This window comes from Paenibacillus sp. Marseille-Q7038, assembly GCF_965111595.1.
The window spans coordinates 2,106,864-2,123,792 of the sequence record NZ_CBCOOM010000001.1 but is presented as its reverse complement, the minus strand read 5'-3'; the positions used below and the strand labels follow the sequence as shown (position 1 = coordinate 2,123,792).

Annotated in this window: 19 protein-coding genes; 14 read left to right on the top strand and 5 right to left on the bottom strand. The window is 41.2% G+C overall.

Annotation, left to right across the window (positions count from 1 at the left end; all coding sequences use genetic code 11):
* Positions 1-47: 47 nt before the first annotated feature.
* Positions 48-827: a sporulation protein gene (locus tag ACWPWY_RS10045; protein ID WP_454191569.1), complete on the bottom strand. Its 780-nt coding sequence runs from the start codon at positions 825-827 to the stop codon at positions 48-50.
* Between the two features lie 261 nt (positions 828-1,088).
* On the opposite strand from ACWPWY_RS10045, the gene ACWPWY_RS10040 reads away from it, so the two are divergent.
* Both ACWPWY_RS10040 and bshB2 read left to right on the top strand, forming a co-directional pair.
* The gene (locus ACWPWY_RS10040; protein ID WP_213531368.1) at positions 1,089-1,433 is read left to right on the top strand and encodes a YojF family protein; all 345 of its coding nucleotides are present in this window, start codon (positions 1,089-1,091) and stop codon (positions 1,431-1,433) included.
* Positions 1,434-1,448: 15 nt separating this feature from the next.
* Positions 1,449-2,105: a bacillithiol biosynthesis deacetylase BshB2 gene (gene bshB2, locus ACWPWY_RS10035; RefSeq protein ID WP_454191568.1), complete on the top strand. Its 657-nt coding sequence runs from the start codon at positions 1,449-1,451 to the stop codon at positions 2,103-2,105.
* A 91-nt stretch (positions 2,106-2,196) separates the two neighbouring features.
* On the opposite strand, the gene hflX is transcribed toward bshB2, so the two are convergent.
* Positions 2,197-3,477 carry a GTPase HflX gene (hflX, locus tag ACWPWY_RS10030; protein WP_454191567.1) on the bottom strand — a complete coding sequence of 427 codons (1,281 nt, stop codon included), beginning with the start codon at positions 3,475-3,477 and terminating at the stop codon, positions 2,197-2,199.
* Between the two features lie 597 nt (positions 3,478-4,074).
* On the opposite strand from hflX, the gene ACWPWY_RS10025 reads away from it, so the two are divergent.
* The 9 genes from ACWPWY_RS10025 to ACWPWY_RS09985 all read left to right on the top strand — a co-directional run bounded on the left by ACWPWY_RS10025 (position 4,075) and on the right by ACWPWY_RS09985 (position 10,096).
* Complete coding sequence (locus ACWPWY_RS10025; RefSeq protein ID WP_454191566.1) at positions 4,075-4,422, top strand: hypothetical protein; 348 nt, start codon at positions 4,075-4,077, stop codon at positions 4,420-4,422.
* A gap of 114 nt (positions 4,423-4,536) precedes the next feature.
* Positions 4,537-5,115 (top strand): DUF1273 domain-containing protein, encoded by a 579-nt coding sequence (locus ACWPWY_RS10020; RefSeq protein ID WP_454192845.1) that lies wholly within the window; start codon positions 4,537-4,539, stop codon positions 5,113-5,115.
* Between the two features lie 93 nt (positions 5,116-5,208).
* Positions 5,209-5,541, top strand: coding sequence for an antibiotic biosynthesis monooxygenase family protein (locus ACWPWY_RS10015; RefSeq protein WP_454191565.1), 333 nt, complete (start codon positions 5,209-5,211; stop codon positions 5,539-5,541).
* A 341-nt stretch (positions 5,542-5,882) separates the two neighbouring features.
* Positions 5,883-6,572, top strand: a complete 690-nt coding sequence (locus tag ACWPWY_RS10010) for an N-acetylmuramoyl-L-alanine amidase family protein (RefSeq protein WP_454191564.1) — start codon at positions 5,883-5,885, stop codon at positions 6,570-6,572.
* Positions 6,573-6,713: 141 nt separating this feature from the next.
* The gene (locus ACWPWY_RS10005) at positions 6,714-7,067 is read left to right on the top strand and encodes a hypothetical protein (protein WP_454191563.1); all 354 of its coding nucleotides are present in this window, start codon (positions 6,714-6,716) and stop codon (positions 7,065-7,067) included.
* 22 nt (positions 7,068-7,089) lie between these two features.
* On the top strand, positions 7,090-7,368 hold the full coding sequence (locus ACWPWY_RS10000; RefSeq protein WP_454191562.1) for a hypothetical protein: 279 nt from the start codon (positions 7,090-7,092) through the stop codon (positions 7,366-7,368).
* Between the two features lie 222 nt (positions 7,369-7,590).
* The gene (locus ACWPWY_RS09995) at positions 7,591-8,004 is read left to right on the top strand and encodes a cupredoxin domain-containing protein (RefSeq protein WP_454191561.1); all 414 of its coding nucleotides are present in this window, start codon (positions 7,591-7,593) and stop codon (positions 8,002-8,004) included.
* 298 nt (positions 8,005-8,302) lie between these two features.
* Positions 8,303-9,196 carry a ribokinase gene (gene rbsK, locus ACWPWY_RS09990; RefSeq protein WP_454191560.1) on the top strand — a complete coding sequence of 298 codons (894 nt, stop codon included), beginning with the start codon at positions 8,303-8,305 and terminating at the stop codon, positions 9,194-9,196.
* Between the two features lie 159 nt (positions 9,197-9,355).
* Positions 9,356-10,096: a glycerophosphodiester phosphodiesterase gene (locus ACWPWY_RS09985; protein WP_454191559.1), complete on the top strand. Its 741-nt coding sequence runs from the start codon at positions 9,356-9,358 to the stop codon at positions 10,094-10,096.
* Between the two features lie 139 nt (positions 10,097-10,235).
* Here the strand turns inward: ACWPWY_RS09985 and ACWPWY_RS09980 are convergent, their stop codons facing one another.
* Positions 10,236-10,409: a hypothetical protein gene (locus ACWPWY_RS09980; RefSeq protein ID WP_454191558.1), complete on the bottom strand. Its 174-nt coding sequence runs from the start codon at positions 10,407-10,409 to the stop codon at positions 10,236-10,238.
* Between the two features lie 193 nt (positions 10,410-10,602).
* Between ACWPWY_RS09980 and ACWPWY_RS09975 the strand changes: the two genes are divergently transcribed.
* A complete protein-coding gene (locus ACWPWY_RS09975; RefSeq protein WP_454191557.1) occupies positions 10,603-11,280 on the top strand; it encodes a DUF1796 family putative cysteine peptidase in 678 nt (225 codons plus the stop codon).
* Positions 11,281-11,414: 134 nt separating this feature from the next.
* Here the strand turns inward: ACWPWY_RS09975 and nrdG are convergent, their stop codons facing one another.
* Both nrdG and ACWPWY_RS09965 read right to left on the bottom strand, forming a co-directional pair.
* On the bottom strand, positions 11,415-11,909 hold the full coding sequence (nrdG, locus tag ACWPWY_RS09970; RefSeq protein WP_454192844.1) for an anaerobic ribonucleoside-triphosphate reductase activating protein: 495 nt from the start codon (positions 11,907-11,909) through the stop codon (positions 11,415-11,417).
* A 5-nt stretch (positions 11,910-11,914) separates the two neighbouring features.
* Positions 11,915-13,882, bottom strand: a complete 1,968-nt coding sequence (locus tag ACWPWY_RS09965) for an anaerobic ribonucleoside triphosphate reductase (protein ID WP_454191556.1) — start codon at positions 13,880-13,882, stop codon at positions 11,915-11,917.
* 478 nt (positions 13,883-14,360) lie between these two features.
* On the opposite strand from ACWPWY_RS09965, the gene ACWPWY_RS09960 reads away from it, so the two are divergent.
* Both ACWPWY_RS09960 and ACWPWY_RS09955 read left to right on the top strand, forming a co-directional pair.
* Positions 14,361-15,890 carry an MDR family MFS transporter gene (locus ACWPWY_RS09960; protein ID WP_454191555.1) on the top strand — a complete coding sequence of 510 codons (1,530 nt, stop codon included), beginning with the start codon at positions 14,361-14,363 and terminating at the stop codon, positions 15,888-15,890.
* 181 nt (positions 15,891-16,071) lie between these two features.
* A complete protein-coding gene (locus tag ACWPWY_RS09955; protein ID WP_454191554.1) occupies positions 16,072-16,893 on the top strand; it encodes a hypothetical protein in 822 nt (273 codons plus the stop codon).
* Positions 16,894-16,929: the final 36 nt, after the last annotated feature.

The window sequence follows — 16,929 nt, the reverse complement described above, 5'->3', positions numbered from 1 at the left end:
CTCTCTACAATAGAGCAGATACTAGCTTTTTAATAAACCTTATTACGTTAATGGCGTGTTTGTTCTTCAATCACTCGTTCGATCTGCTCAGCGATGTGGGAAGCACCTTGAGCAATATCAGCACGATCGAAGTAAAGACGAATATGACGTTCATCCAGATCAAAAGCCTGTTCAAAAAATCCCATGAGGCCTCGTGCTCTCCGGTCCACCTCAACAAGCACATGAATCCCTTCTTCCTCAAGGTTCATCATTAGTTCTAGCTCATGAACGCGCCCAGCGAACCGGGAACTTGGATAGTATTCAAATTCTTGTACGAAAGGAACTCCACGGCCCAGCTTTGTAGCATGTTCACAAGTAGAGGATTTAAAATGGAATCCTAAATATTCAACAGCTTCAAAAACGGCGTCCATATAGAAGTGAGGCTCTACTTTAATTGCATCATGATCTGTTGGATCAATGGCCATTTCAATATCAAGCCCTGTACTTAACCACACGGGCTGTCCGCCATAAGTAACAGGTGTCTCAAGAGGAAGCGGAAAACTAAAAGGAATCTCTACTTTCTCACCACTGCGAAGCAGCAGGCGTTCAGAGACGTCAAAGTAGGCTAGTGTATGTTTGTATTCTGCTTTTCGATCGTTTTGTTCTCTTATATAGCGTGTCATCAGCTGAATGTAAATACGTTCAATCTCTTGATCCACATGGCCTCCTTGAATACGAACGACACCCTTCACTGTTTCACCGGGTACATAAGATACTTTCTCAAGTAAAGTGTCGATCTCAGCTGAACCGATGCCTACCTTAGCAAGCATTTTGTTAAAAAAGGACATAAATGTAAAGCCTCCTTATGGATATAAATGGTTTAATCCTATTACGTATAAGATCACCCTTATGTTTCATCTTTAGATACAGCTATATATACCGATTTCACGGGTATGAAACGAAGCGGCATTAAAAATACGCAGATTGATTTTGTTTTCCCCGTTTTTTGAGATATACTGCTATATGTAGTGTACACCAATTTTGATAGAAACCACCCATTATACCTAACAAGGTATGATAGATTCGTAGAAGTTACCGGAGGTATCATCATGCAGTTAATTAATAAGGCATTGGTACAAGAACAGCTGGACCGATATGCAAACGAAGACTTATATCTTCATATGGAACTTACAATGGGAGCTTATGCAGCCCATAATGATAGCTCGAAGCATCCTGCTTCGAACTTTATTAAGAATATACCGGTTCAATATTCAAAGGGCACGATTGAGGGGGATACCTACTATCGTGTTGGTTTAAAAATTAATGACGGATGGGTATACACAGAAGGTCTTACCCACTGGGAAGAAAATGAAGAAGGACGTGTACTGCTTGCAGGTCATGACGCAGAAGGGCGCCTCATCGTATCTTTGCTGCTTAGCAGAACATTGTTTTAGAAAGAGGGGTTCTTTATGGAACAAAAACGTATTCTAGTCGTATTACCGCATCCGGATGATGAATCATTTGGTATTTCAGGTACGCTTGCGAAATTGATTAATGAAGAAGGGGCAGTGGTTACCTATGCATGTCTCACACTCGGTGAGATGGCTCGAAATATGGGGAACCCGCCAGTTGCTAATCGTATTACACTACCAGCGATTCGCAAGGAAGAGCTCAAGCAGTCTTGCCGTGCGATCGGTATTCAAGATCTAAGAATGCTGGGCTTCCACGATAAAACGATTGAATTTGAAGATCGCGATCTTTTGGATGGTACGATATCAGCACTGATTGAGGAGTTGAATCCGTCCATCATCTTTACGTTCTATCCAGGGTACAGCGTTCACCCAGATCATGATGCTACAGGAGCTGCTGTGGTACGTGTTGTGGAAGCACTAGAAGAAGACAGACGTCCAGCTATTCAGTGTGTTGCGTTCTCGAACGGTCATAAAGAAGCGCTCGGCGAGCCGGACGTATCTTATGATATTCGGAATTACAAACTCAATAAAGTGAAGTCTATTCAGGCTCACAGCTCACAGTTCCGTATTTTGTCCGGGGATTCTCTGCTGAAGGATAAACAGTTCCAGAAACGTTTAGAGACGGAATACTTTTGGACTTATCCTGTAAAATAAGGACTTTTTGAAGTGTAGTTTGCAAGGCTTTTATAGCATAGTAAAACCTCCTGCCTTGATAAGGCAGGAGGTTTTTTTATAATCGAAAATATTAGGAGGTAGGCTTATCAAACAGTTGGGACCATTTCTGAATCATAGCCGGAGAAGCTTCAACGGTAAGTTTTGTACCGTCCTCCTCATAGCGGGTTGATTTTACATATGCATGTTCATGTAGATAAGAGACGAATTGATCTTCGCCATAAGGTATGGTGACCTCGACTTCTTTATAGTGGCCAAAGATAGCATCACGGATCGCTTGTTCCATTTCCTCAAGTCCTGCTCCGGTCTTGGCTGAAACGAGAACAGCAGGTTGCCGGAGTTCTTTCGATTCGAGCGGAAGCATTCGAAGATCCGTTTTGTTATAGGCATAAATAACCGGGATTTCGTCTGCTCCGAGCTCTCGAAGCGTTGTATTGGTTACCTCAATGAGCTGCTCCGCATCAGGATTAGCACTATCTACGACATGGATTAGCAGATCTGAATCCAGTACCTCTTCCAAGGTCGAACGGAAAGCTTTCACCAAATGATGGGGCAGCTTACTGACAAATCCGACGGTATCGGTGAGAAGGAAACTTTTTCGGTCGGCAAGTTCCAGCTTTCTAACAGATGTTTGTAAGGTAGCAAATAGCATATCTTTTGCAAATACAGCTTTATCCTCGGGTGCATGATGCTTCTGCAATAGAGCATTCATAAGACTCGATTTACCCGTGTTGGTGTATCCTACAAGGCTGACTACCGGAATTTCCGTTTTCTGCCGTCGTCTTCGCTGAGTTTCGCGCTGTGAGACAAGCAGTTCAAGTTCTCGGCTGAGTTCGGTAATCTTATCCTCTATGCGGCGCTGAGACAGTTCTAGCTTTGTTTCACCAGAGCCTCTATTTTTGGTGCCCACACCGCCTCGCTGTCTGCCTGACGAAGAACTAATACCAGATAAACGTGGCAACACATATTGTAGTCTGGCTAGTTCTACCTGTAGCTGAGACTCTCTTGATCTTGCACGTTCGGCAAATATATTCAAAATGAGTGTCGTTCGATCAAGAACGGATGCATCAAGTCTTTTCTCCAGATTACGAACCTGGGAGGGGGAAAGTTCATCGTTAAAAATAACAATATCCACCTCAAGTGTATCCAGGAGCCTCGCTAGTTCTTCCATTTTACCCGTACCTAGATACAAGGAAGGATGTACTCGTTCCGCTTTTTGCGTAATAACAGCCTCCACGGAGATATGGCATGCGTCAGCCAGATTTGCGAGCTCCTCCATAGAATAAAGAAAATCTTCCTGTCCCTTGCGTTCGAGACCTGCAATAATCGCTTTTTCTTTGATCATTTGTTTCATTTGGTTGTCCTCCTTAGACTTGAACATTAAAAAAACACAGGCGGACTGCTGCCTGTGTTACGCATGAGAACTCGGTGGACATAGAACAAGTAGGTTCAAAAATCTATCCGATTCTACAAAGCCATATTCTGTCCAGATCGTAAAGATATCCAGCCGTCAAAAATATGGAGAAGAAAAATCGCTTTCCCATAGAGGTCAGCTTGTTGAATGGCCATCCCCAAAGAGTAATATACGTAGACGAAAAAAGGACAGGAATGATTCGTCCTGACCTCGTCGCTCTACATTATGCAGGATTTTTGAATACCCAAATAAAATAGATCGAATCCGAGTTCTCTGTCCGCACACAGTAGACAGAGTCTTTGCCTATTTAGTTAGTAGGGGCAAAAGTAAATCTCACTCGAATCCAATTTATAATCATTCCGGTATCCCTCCGTTCCTAAAGTTAGGGTTATCTTAGCACAGCAAAAACAAAGATAGCAAAAGAAAAGATAGATATAATGATTTTTTACCTGAACAGCTTGTCCTTTTATTTTTGTAAGAAAGCCATCTTTTCCGTACCATCTGCATACATATGTTCATAAAGGAGCGTGATAGGTAATGGAATTATTACTACATCGTTATTTTGAACTGAAACAACGAAAGAAAGCGATAGATGAAGAATTGTCTGTACTTCGGGATGAGATTATCCTAGTGATGAAAGAGGAGGGAGTGAATCTGATCGATGCAGGAGATTATACGGCAAAACTCGTAGGCCAATCCAAAAAAGAATATGATGATGATAAATTATATAAAGCTCTTCCTGACGCAGACGTATGGAAGCTGATTTCAAAAGCAGACCATGCCAAAATTGCTGCACTGCTGAAACTAAAAGTGATTTCAGAGGAAAGCATAGAGCATACGTTTGATATGAAAAAAACGGAACTTTTGATCGTCAATAAAATATAAGTAAAACGGCAAGGGCGTCATCGTATAAGAACAGGGTAGAAGCAACAAAGAAGTAGAATGTGGTACGATAGTAACATCAAGAACAGTCGGAAAGGCGGTCTATGGCTTTATTTTATGAAAAACTTATTAGTAACCGGATATCGGGCGCATGAGCTCGGCATTTTCAACCAAAAACATCCTGGTATTCCTTTTATAAAGCAGGCTCTTCGTTCCAAACTTGTTTCGCTGATTGAGGATGGAATTGAGTGGGTTATTACACCTGGGCAGATTGGAATTGATCTGTGGGCTTGTGAAGTTGTCATTGAATTAAAAAAGGAGTACCCACAGCTCGAATTATCTATTATTTCGGCTTTTGCTGATCCCGAAGCGAATTGGTCGGAGGATAAGAAAACGTACTATGAAGAAATTAAACGGAATGTGGACTATTATGGTGTGGTGAGTAAACAGCCTTATATTGGACCTTGGCAGTTTGCTGCCAGAGACGAACTGTTATTTCGGAAAACGGATCATTTACTACTTGTATATGATGAAGAATCAGGTCCGGGAAGTCCTAAATTTGTGAAAGAAAAAGCACTCAAAAAGCAGCAAGAAGATGGGTATGGCATCACCATCATTCATTCCGAAGATATCCAGAACATGGCGGATGAAATGACGGGTTTTTACGAAGAAGGAGAAACAGACTGGGTGGAATAAATAGGTGTAGATGGTATCCATACGTTGACACTGATAATCATTATCGTTTAGTATAGTTGTACAGGTATTGATATTAGAGAGGGTGTTTATATCATGTTAGTTCAACTTCGTAAAATTACGGTAAAAGAAGGTTTCAGTGAGAAGATTGTGGAGCGTTTCGGCAAACCAGGCGGTCCGATGTCTGAGATTCCAGGCTTTATTGATCGATCTGTGATGGTGAAAAAAAACCGTAAAAAAGGGGAAGAAACAGAAGAAGTTATCGTCATGATTCGCTGGGAATCAGAGGAAGCATGGAAGACTTGGGAGAAGAGTCCTGCTCACATTGAGGGTCATCGGAACAAACGAACTCAAGAGAAACCAGACTATTTGCTAGATACCGAAGTATCTATGTATCTTGTGAAAACGCCTGAACAGGTGGAAGTATAATTATCTTTCTACATAACATGAATAATGATAGAAAGTAATCTTATGAAACATCGGACCTAGGTATCTTCCCTATTATTAATATGTTATAATTTCCCACATGATTCTGCTATTGTTATGAGGTGAAATAGTGCATATTTTATGGGAAAATATCTTGATTACGTTAATCCCGATTGTTTGCGTCATTGGATTTATTGTGTATGTATTGATACCGCCAAAAAGAAAATAAGGACAAAAAGAGAACTCTATCGATCTCCGGATTGATAGAGTTTTTGTCGTTTCCTGAGTTTTTCGTCCAAGCATCTAGTAGACCCCATCATATAATATAAGGGAGGTGATAAATCATGGTTAAAATATTTATTGACCCTGGTCACGGAGGATCCGATTCAGGAGCGTTAGGGTATGGTCTGAAAGAAAAAGATCTAACACTGGCGATCGCTACTCGGGTTCGTTCCATATTGCTCGCAGAATATAGTAACGTATCTATTTTAATGAGCCGGATGAAGGATGAAACGGTGACTCTGACACAGCGTACCAATGCAGCGAATACGTGGGGAGCCGATTATTTTTTATCAATACACATTAATGCTGGCGGGGGTACAGGATATGAGGATTTCGTATATCCGGGATCCAGCACACGCGCTGCAAACTATCAGAGTAATATGCACAATGAAATTATAAAGTTAAATACACTTACCGATCGAGGGCAAAAAACGGCAAACTTTCATGTGCTTCGGGAATCTCGTATGCCTGCTATATTGACGGAGAATGGATTCATAGATTCAAACAGCGACGCAGCACTGCTTAAATCAGCTTCTCATCTCGATTTAGTTGCTCGCGGACATGTGAATGGTCTCGTGAAAAATTTTAATCTAATAAAGAAGGTTACAACGGTTCAGCACACGGTTGTTAATGGAGATACAGTATATGCTTTAAGTTTAAAATACGGAAGTACAACACAGCAGATCAAAGAATGGAATAAATTAGATAATAACTTTATAATTCATGTAGGTCAGGTCCTACGAGTGAAATAAAGTAGCCAGACTACTGGTAGCTATTGGAGCACACTGTTGGTAAAGAGCCAAACAGGTGCTTTTTTTGATTCTTATATACATATATAGGATTGATTGTACGTTATTGTATAATATACAAAACGGGTTACAGGAGGGATCTGCTTGTCCGCATCACATCATCAGCGTATTTATTGTGTACATTGTAATGCTGAAATTGAATCTAGATATGATCTCTTAGTGAACCTCTCATTTTTTTCGTTAACTGCCTATCACACTCCCTGTTATTCAGAAGCCTCAAAAGGCTACCAATCTATTTTTATGACCGGCAGCCCAGTAAATGGTGCAGCATTTAACTGGACTTCCGTTTTTGCCTTCCTTTTTGGAATGGTTCTCTTATTTATTCCTAAAGAAAACATAGGGGGCTCAAGAATCTGGCTCTTGACTGTGATCTTGTTGCTTCTCCCGCTTGCGCGGCTATGTTCTTGGTACATTTACGAGCGTCATCTTGATAAATAAAAGGTTGAGGAGGATAGGACAGATGAAAGGGGATATCGATATTCTCTTTCATCCCATAGGTGTAGGCATGTTTAGCAAGGAACAGTATGATGAGTGGATTCATATTGCTCAGCAAATCGCAAAAGACTACAGATGTATCGTTGTTGGCACAAGTCACGCAGATGGATCTTATCAAGACAATCCGGTTTCCATTCCTATAACCTACCTGATCAATGCAGACGGAGAATTGATGAAAGCCACTCAGCACAAAACGGGGAATGAACTTGTCTCCATCGTGAATAACAATCCTATTTTATATTGAACATGCAAGAGTAAAGTCAGCCCATTAACTGATCAGTTAGCGGGCTATTTTTCATGTGCATGACTTTAGTTGAAAGGGAACGTCACAGAATAGTAAGATTTTATGGAGCGAAATAGGTGTAAAGTAGCTCTAAAGGGTCATTTCTGTTATAGAATCATTGATTTATCATTATAATGAGTATGGAACATCATGAATATTGTTTTTCGAGAGGAACGATTGATTATGAATAAAAAATTACCGAAATGGTGGCCTTTTGCCGCAATTGGCCTGGTCGCTGTAATCATCTTGGCAGGGGCCTTATTTATGTTTAGCGGAAAGGAAATTATGCCGTCTGCTGGAGGAAGCGGGCAGGCAGAAGAAGAACTGGAAGGATATGAAGTGATTACGGTTCAGGTCAAATCGGACGGTTTCTATCCGGATAAGATTGAGGTAAAACAAGGAGTACCGACCAAAATTAATTTTAGAAAAGATACCTCCCTCACCTGCATTACGGATGTGGTGTCCAAAGATTTAGATATGCTGAAATATTTGGAGAAAGGTGATAACTACTACACCGTGGATACTACGCTTGATCCGGGTTCTTATTCATTTAATTGCGGAATGTATATGTATTATGGAAATATAACCGTAATTTGACACAAAGTGACCTCATCTATATATCTGTGCAAAAGAATAGACAAAAAGGACTGTTGCCTGATAGGTACAGTCCTTTTATCATATATAGAGTAGCCCATCCTCATCTATGTATTATTTTTCGTATCAACCAAATAACAAAGACAAGGGCTACAATGAGCAAGATCAAACCTGTTATCCCTATATTTTGCATGATAGCGATCACTCCTTATCGTAATATATAGTAAATAATACCATTTCATTAAATGTAAACATATAGGAAACGAAAAGTAAATCTCAAATAAAGGCGGGAATTGTAACAATGAATACATATAAAAAACCAAAAGTAACAGTCATCGGAAGTTCTTCCATGGATCTCGTAGTCACGTCAAGTAAACGCCCTGGCGCAGGTGAAACGGTACTTGGTGAATCTTTTCGGAAGGTACCCGGAGGAAAAGGAGCTAATCAGGCTGTGGCTGCTGCCAGGCTTGAAGCCGAAGTGTACATGATAGGTCGTGTTGGTGAAGACACATATGGAGAAGCTATTTTGGATAATTTTAAGCAAAACAATGTAATTACCGATTATGTACAGCCGGTAGCTGAGATGGAGAGCGGGACAGCTCATATCATTTTGGCTGAAGGGGATAACAGCATTATCGTAGTAAAAGCAGCTAATAATGAAGTGACCCCTGCTTATATCGATCAAGCCGCTGAAGTGATTCGCACCTCGGATATCGTTCTTATTCAGCAGGAGATACCTGAAGAGACGGTTGAACATGTAGCAGCAATCTGTAAAAAAGCAGGCGTTCCACTTGTGCTTAATCCGGCGCCAGCAAGAAGAATAAGTCAGCAACTTATTGAAGACGCTGCTTATATTACGCCAAATGAACATGAGGCAGAGATGATGTTTAAGGGAGAGAATATTCAAGATTCTTTACGTAAATACCCGAATAAACTTATTTTAACCGAAGGAAAGAAGGGGGTCCGGTATTATGATGGCGAGCAAGAGGTCGTGGTCCCTGCTTTTATTGTGGAAGCTGTAGATACAACAGGTGCAGGCGATACATTTAACGCGGCATTTGCGGTGGCAGTGGCAGAAGGGAAGTCAATAAAAGAAAGCATCTCCTTTGCTAATCTAGCGGCTTCTATATCGGTAACCAAATTCGGAGCTCAAGGCGGAATGCCGTTCCGTCATGAAGTAGAGAATCAGCAGTAGTATCCTATAAACATCGTATTATGCTGAAATACTAAATTTAATATAGATTTTACATGAAACGAGTGATAGGGGAAAACGAACATCGTATACTAAACTAGATTACAGACTAGAATACTTTGACATCTCATTCTTCTATCTTGTGAGAAAGGTGCTGATTCTATGAAAATACCGCTGATTATTGCCCATCGGGGGGCTAAAGGGGAAGCTCCAGAGAATACGATAGCTGCTTTTGAGCTTGCTTTGCAGCAAGGTTGTGATGCCTTTGAGCTGGATATACATCTATCCCAAGATGGAGAAATAATGGTCATTCATGATGATACTGTCCGCCGTACGACGAATGGAAACGGGTTTGTAAAAGATATGACGCAGGCAGATCTTCAGCAGCTTGATGCCGGATCGTGGTTTGATTCCTCATATCAAGGAGAATCGATCCCTACATTAAGGGAAGTATTTGAGATTGCTCCCCCGCATCTGATGATTAATGTGGAAATGAAGGGCGGGATTTCCGAAGGTGTGGAAGAAAAATTGATAGCGCTGCTAGAAGAGTGCGACATGTATGATCAGGTCATTGTATCTTCTTTTCATTTTGACAGCTTACGCACTTTGGAAAGATTGAATCCAAAAGTGAAAACGGGCCTATTATATGCTCAGAATTTCGCTCGCCCTGAGTTATTACCGAATACTGCAGGAGTCAATGCATTTTCTCTGCATCCGTATTTCATCCACGTAGAAGAGGCAGACTTTAGATCTGTACAGAACGAAGGCTTGCAGATGTATGCTTGGACGGTAAATGAAGAGAAGGTAATGACCAAACTGATAGAAAAAGGAATCGATGGTATCATTACTGATTATCCTGGCCGATTAAAAAAAATAATGGAAGAATTTAGAGTTAACCGCTAAGCGCATAACTATGCTCTTAGTTATATACAAAAAGAGAGAAACCTACTCACCCGTAGATTTCTCTCTTTTTTTTGGATTCGAAAGCGCAGAATAATTACGTCGATAAGTGGAGGAAAGCCACATATTCTGCGCTTCCTGATTATCGCTTTTCTTCTTCATCCTTATCCTCATCCGTTATCCCCTGCTCATCTTCTGTCAAATTAGAAATCGTAATGGAATCGGAGTTTTTGGTCCAATCGAGCGGATCGAATCTCGGATCCGGTTCAACAATGGAATCAAAACCGGCTCCACGGTCTGTTTTGTCTTCACTCATGATAGGTTCACCCTTTCCGTTATGGCTAGTTTGAGCCAAGTATTCCGTAATTATGTATCATTACCGCAGGAGGAGAAGAGTGAAACAAGTAATCACGAGTGTGATTTTTGCAGGGAGAAGTCCAATCGCACAGGCACAGCAGAGCTTTTCATAATCTAATAAGGTATACCCTGGCTGAAAGGAGGCAAAGTAAATGGAACTGCATGAATTAAAGGGTGGGTATGATGTCCTCTATAGTCTGGGCCATAACTGTCTTCCTGCAAGCCAGCTGAATCACAGTAAAATACGAAATATAGCTGGAGTCATCGACTGGATGATGTCCCCTCATTTATCAGGAGTGAGTGCGCTGCTGCGTGATCGATTCCGTCATGTCATGTTAAGAGATAATCTTAGGTATCATGGGGCAAGTTCTGATTCAGGCTGTTATGTTATTCGGGACGCTGCCTATGATCTGTATTCCGTTCATGATTTTCCGATGGAAGATAACGATCCCGATATCCTTGAAAGCTATGCAGGCTTGAGACAAAAACTAGATTATAGAGCAAGCCGGTTTTTGCAGCTTATGCGCAGTGGCAAGCGAATCTTCTTTTTGCGAACAGAAGCATCTGTACATGAAACGGAAGAGCTGTTACATGTTCTAGATGACCTCGTGGTAGGTGAGTATAAATTATTGATAGTTAATCACGCACAGGTATCTGATGTGGTTCAAATTGATGTTCATCTGCCAAATGTTTGTACACTGCTGATTCCTGAGGTAGTCAACATGTTTCAAGATAACCACACCATATGGCGAACTATTTTGGGAGGGATTTATAATACCATGACCAACGAAGAAGTAAATACCTATCTATTACAAAATTACAACATATGAAAAATTCACATTAATATAAAGAGGTTTCTTGTCCCTTATGATCGAGGACACACTATTATTTTACCTATCATGAAAAACAGAAAAACATCCGGTTCATGAACCGTAGCCCATGTCACCGGATGTTTCTATAAGTGTTATAAAGTAATCACTGCATCTTGGGATAACGATGCTTGTACATCGATAATTCGCTGGTTTCGGCTCCCGCGGAAAAGAAGCGTGGTATCTTTCAATTCCATTTGAAAAGGACCATCAATAATGACATCACAAAGCTCAGCAAGCGAGCGCATGTCTGGATCCTCCAGCAGTTTTTCATAAACAAAACCGGTATAAGCCCAAAGCGTTTTTCCTGGACAAAGTTCTTTATACTTCCGTACGAATGCAATACAGGCTGGGACAGAGAAGAAAGGATCTCCCCCGCATAGGGTCAGCCCATCAAGCAATGGGTTATCCGCTATTTCCTGAAGAATGCGTAGTTGTTCTTCTTCCGTAAAAGGTTTACCTGCTCTAAAGTTCCAGGAAGATGGATTAAAACAACCGGGACATGCATGTTTACAGCCGCTTATAAAAACAACAGCCCGAAGACCGGCGCCCTCATTAATAGACTCTGGAATATAACCGCAGATGTGCAAAGGGATCATAGATGTTTAACCCGATCTCTGACTTCTGCTTGTTTCGCTGAATTGAATCGAACCGTATAATCTCCAGTTAAGTATCCAGTTACTCTGCGAAGTCGGCTAAAATGAATGTCATTTTCATTGATTCCACAGCTTGGACATTCCGTACCAATGACGCCTTCATAGCCGCAGGAAGGGCAGCGATCTAATGGGTGGTTGACCGAGAAATAACCAATATCTTGAGACAGGGCATATTGTACAATTCGGCGGAATGCATCCTGATTATTACGGGCATTTCCATCAAGCTCTACATAAGAAATCGCTCCTGCATTGCATAGTTTATGGAATGGTGCTTCGAGTTGAATTTTCTTCGCTGCAGAGATCGAATAGTAGACAGGAACATGGAAAGAGTTCGTATAATAATCCCGATCATTAATTTCTGGTAAAACCCCATATTTTTTTCGATCCAAAACAGTGAATTTTCCCGATAAACCTTCTGCTGGCGTAGCAAAGAGGGTGATATTCAGCCCATATTCATTTCCTTTTTCGTCACAGAAGTTACGCATGGTCTCAATCATATGAACCGCTTCTTTATAGGATATTTCGTCTTCTGCATGATGCTTTCCATATAATGCTTTCATACATTCAGCGAGTCCTATAAATCCAATCGACAATGTTCCATGCTTCAGAAGGGCTGCTACGGGTTCATCAGGATTCAAATGCTCGCCGCCTTCCCAGACACCTTCCCGCATCATAAAGTCAGAAGCTTTTGCGGGTTGAACAGATTGAATGGCATATCTATGCAGTAACCCTTCTAAAGCAATCTCCATTACACGGTGTAAATTTCTGTAGAATTCTTTCATATCGGGCTCTGTCCGTTTACGTAGTGCGATACCATGTTCAATACCTAGCTTCACCAGGTTAACCGTATTAAAAGAAAGGTTTCCTTTCCCACTTTGACGATTGCGACCAAACCGATCAGCGATCGTACGCGTGCGGCAACCCATGGTAGCAATAATGGTATCTGGGTCATTTTCACGATAAAATGGCAAATTAAATGTAGCATCTACATTGACGAAATTCGGATACAATCTCCGGCTCGAGCATTCGAGTGCTTTTACAAAAATGTCATAGTTAGGTTCGCCTGGTGCTTGGTTAATCCCTTGTTTACATTGAAAGATATGTTGAGGGAACACAGGTGTTTCTCCATGTCCAAGTCCAGCGATGGTAGCATCAAGAAGCGCATTTGACACCAGTCTTCCTTCAGCAGACGTGCATAATCCATAGTTTAGGGATGTAAATGGAATTTGTCCGCCTGCCCGGCTGCTCATTGTATTTAAGTTATGGATAAGGGATTCAGCCGCTTGTTGTGTCTCTTGAATAGTTTCATCCATGGCAAAAGCGTAGGCTTTAGGACAAGTTGTTTGTGCGAACTCGCTATTCATATGGATATGTTCCTGATCTAATTCCGCTGTTTCCTCAAACAATTGTTTTCCTTTTCGGAAGTGCTTTCTAAAGGAGCGTGCTACATAAGGAGCTAGGTCCCAATCGATTTTGTTGGCAGAAACACCGCCAAATTGACTGTTTTGCTGGGACTGAAAAATAATAGCGACAAGTGACATCGCTGACATGATCGACTGAGGGGTTCGTACTGAACCATTTCCAGTATTAAATCCGCGTTCTAGAAGCCGATCAAAAGGAATAAAGATGCAGTTTGTTGTACCAAGCGCATATTGATCAAGATCGTGAACATAAAGTTCCCCCTCAGTTATCGCTTGAGCAACCTGTTTGGGAAGGACATGCTTCATGACATGTTTTTTTGCCGTTTCAGATCCGATTTTACTCATCTTTCCGCTGAAAGAGTCTCCATTCAAATTTGCATTTTCTCTAAGCAGGTCAGTGTCCTTACTGCCTAAAATTTGGTCCATAATATCTGTGAGTTCATCAGTTTGTTTAGGGTTAGGTAGGAATGCTTCTAATTTTGCCATAGTGAATGATCTCCTTCTAATTCCGTTTTCTGTTATGTGTTGTTTGTTTTGGTTGATTTATATGTTCTTGTCATACGATACACACTATATATTGATCTATTTGAGTATCATACCTACAAGATATACTCGAAGTGTATGATATAAATCACACTTTGCCATGCTTGAAACCTGATACAGGGACTTAAAAAAAGGCACAAACCCTTGTCTATAATGGGAGGAAGAGCTATACAATATGAAGTAAAAAAACATGAAAAATGATAGCAGAATGATTTATAAATAAAATGAATAAAAAACAGATATAGAAAAGAAATACGGATGCAGAAGAAACTGGGATGTGGTATGTTGTAAAAGTGCGATAAATCATATTAAGTAACGATACTTACTCCTTACATTGTCCGGATATCTAACCTTCAGAAAAGAAGCTAGAAGGAAGGTAACGGATTTACATATATAGATAGAATTGGATGGAGGAGAAAAATTGAATACAAATTCACTGAATCATTCGGCAGATAACAACGGTAGTGGGAGTACCGACATACCAAAAACGGGTTTACTTCTTGCTGTTTTATTGTCGGGTGCCTTTGTAGCTATTCTTAACGAAACGCTGCTGAATGTAGCTTTATTTCAGATCATGGGTGACCTAAATATTGAACCTCATCTCGCACAATGGCTTTCGACCAGCTACATGCTTGTCATCGGTATACTGATCCCCGTGTCTGCGTATTTAGTTCAGCGGTTTACAACAAGACAACTTTATCTGTCTGCAATGGCCCTATTTCTGATCGGGACAGTCCTTGCAGCAATCAGTTCGAGCTTCGGTATTCTTCTCTTAGGAAGAGTGATTCAAGCCGTAGGTACGGCAGTACTAATTCCACTGATGATGAATATCATCTTGGCTGTCATTCCTATGGAGCGTAGAGGAGCTGCAATGGGTCTGATTGGACTTGTGCTTATGTTTGCACCCGCAATTGGACCAACATTATCAGGTTTTATCCTGCAACATTTATCATGGCGCTGGCTGTTTATTTTGGTAGCTCCGATCGTGGCCTTAACGCTGGTCTTCGGATTTATGAAGTTACGAAATGTTACAAGTACGAGTAGACCGAAACTGGATGTGTTTTCCGTTATTCTCTCTACTCTTGGTTTTGGAGGGATTGTATTCGGATTTGGAAGTATGGGGGAAGGCGGCAACTCAGCGATTCAGAGCTATGTAATTTATATTATCGCTATTGGTGCTATATCCCTTGCTCTCTTTGTATGGAGGCAGAAGAAGTTGACTGCACCTGTTATGGATATGAAGGTATTTATCTATCCGATGTTTTCAGTTGCTGTTGTATTATCCATCATAGTGATGATGACTATGTTTGCTATGATGCTCGTTTTACCTCTTTATTTGCAGGAAGTGATGCTTTATAGTGCTTTGATGACCGGACTTGTTATGTTGCCTGGCGGTCTTCTGAATGGACTCATGTCACCAATCATGGGGAAATTATTTGATAAATATGGACCACGTGTGCTTCTTCTGCCCGGGATGTTGATTATGATTGTTACGATCACTTGTTTCTTACTGCTGCCATTGCAGTCTGCTTGGCTCGTGGCCGTACTTCAAACGTTCTTGATGATATCTATTGCCATGATTATGATGCCTGCACAAACTAATGGACTGAATGCCCTGCCTGCAGAGCTATATCCGCATGGAACAGCGGTTCTAACTACGCTACAGCAAACGTCAGGGGCTCTGGGTGCAGCAATCTTCATCTCGATTATGCAGAATGGGGAGAAGAAAGCGCTAGCCGGCATAGCGAATCCTGGAACGGCTGAATTGAATGCAGCAATGACTGCAGGTGTAATGGATGCATTTCAGATTGGACTGATTCTTGCTTGTCTCGGTTTCGTCATTGCTTTGTTTGTGAAAAGAGTGGCGGGACAGCCAGCGAATAGTCCGGAATCTTCGGTACAAGGTGAGACAGAACTTATTACAAGAACGGCAACTGTAAAGGGAAAATAAATGAGTATGCAATTGTACTTACTGAATCATATATCGCAGAGTGGAATGCAATATAAAAAGGTGGATCAAATTGAACTCAATTTGATCCACCTTTTTATGTGGTTATTAGGAATTAGAACACTTATCTCCCCTCATTTGCTAATTAGTGGTAAAATAATGTCTTGAAATGAGGTGGGTACAGATGAATACGCCGAAATGGCTAACTGCAAGAACAGTATTCATTGGATTTTTATTGCTGTTAATCATGAGTTGGGCAGGGAATGTATGGTATTACTTCGGGGTGAGACTCGATAAACCTTTGTTCCTTGTGCATTTGGGGAGTTACGATGTAGATCAAGAAGAAATTCCAATTTATTATCTGGAGAACAAAACGGGTGATAACAGGGTCATATATATCAAATTTGATGAGCTGCCTTACTCCAGTTACCGAATCGAAGAAGTGAAGGAATATACACACCATGTTCTAAAGGTCCTTTACTATAAGCCGCTAAGAGAAGAAAATGAGCAAAATGAACAGCAGGACCTTGTGATTCATGAAATGGAAGTGGTGTACCAAGGGATTGAGTCTGAACGAATCCCGATCGGTGAAATTCGTATTGAGACATTTGATCAGTCAGATGAAGATTCCATTGTCCTTACTACGTCAAGCGGCGCTTCTCCTGATGGCAGCGGACTTACGGCTCTTCGGATGAAAGAACCTGCAATCCTTGAACACGTGTCTCTAAATCAGTTTGATATCGAACCGGTTCTTCAGCTTATGGTGAATGATACAGACTATACCGATCTACAGGAATGGAAACTGAACGCAAATGACCCCATTCGGATTAGCTACAAGTGGAATCTTCCGATGAAGGGTGAAGGATCAATGAGGGTATATAACCCCGTGGTTCAGCTTCATTTTAAACGGGAAGATGGTTCAACTAGGGTAGAAGCAATAGCGATTAATGAGAGCTCTGTTTATTTCTCAGAAGAGCAAGTGAGGTCCTATATACAAGAGAGGTGAATGGATTGGAGTATTTATTGCGTACAAAGGTTACGA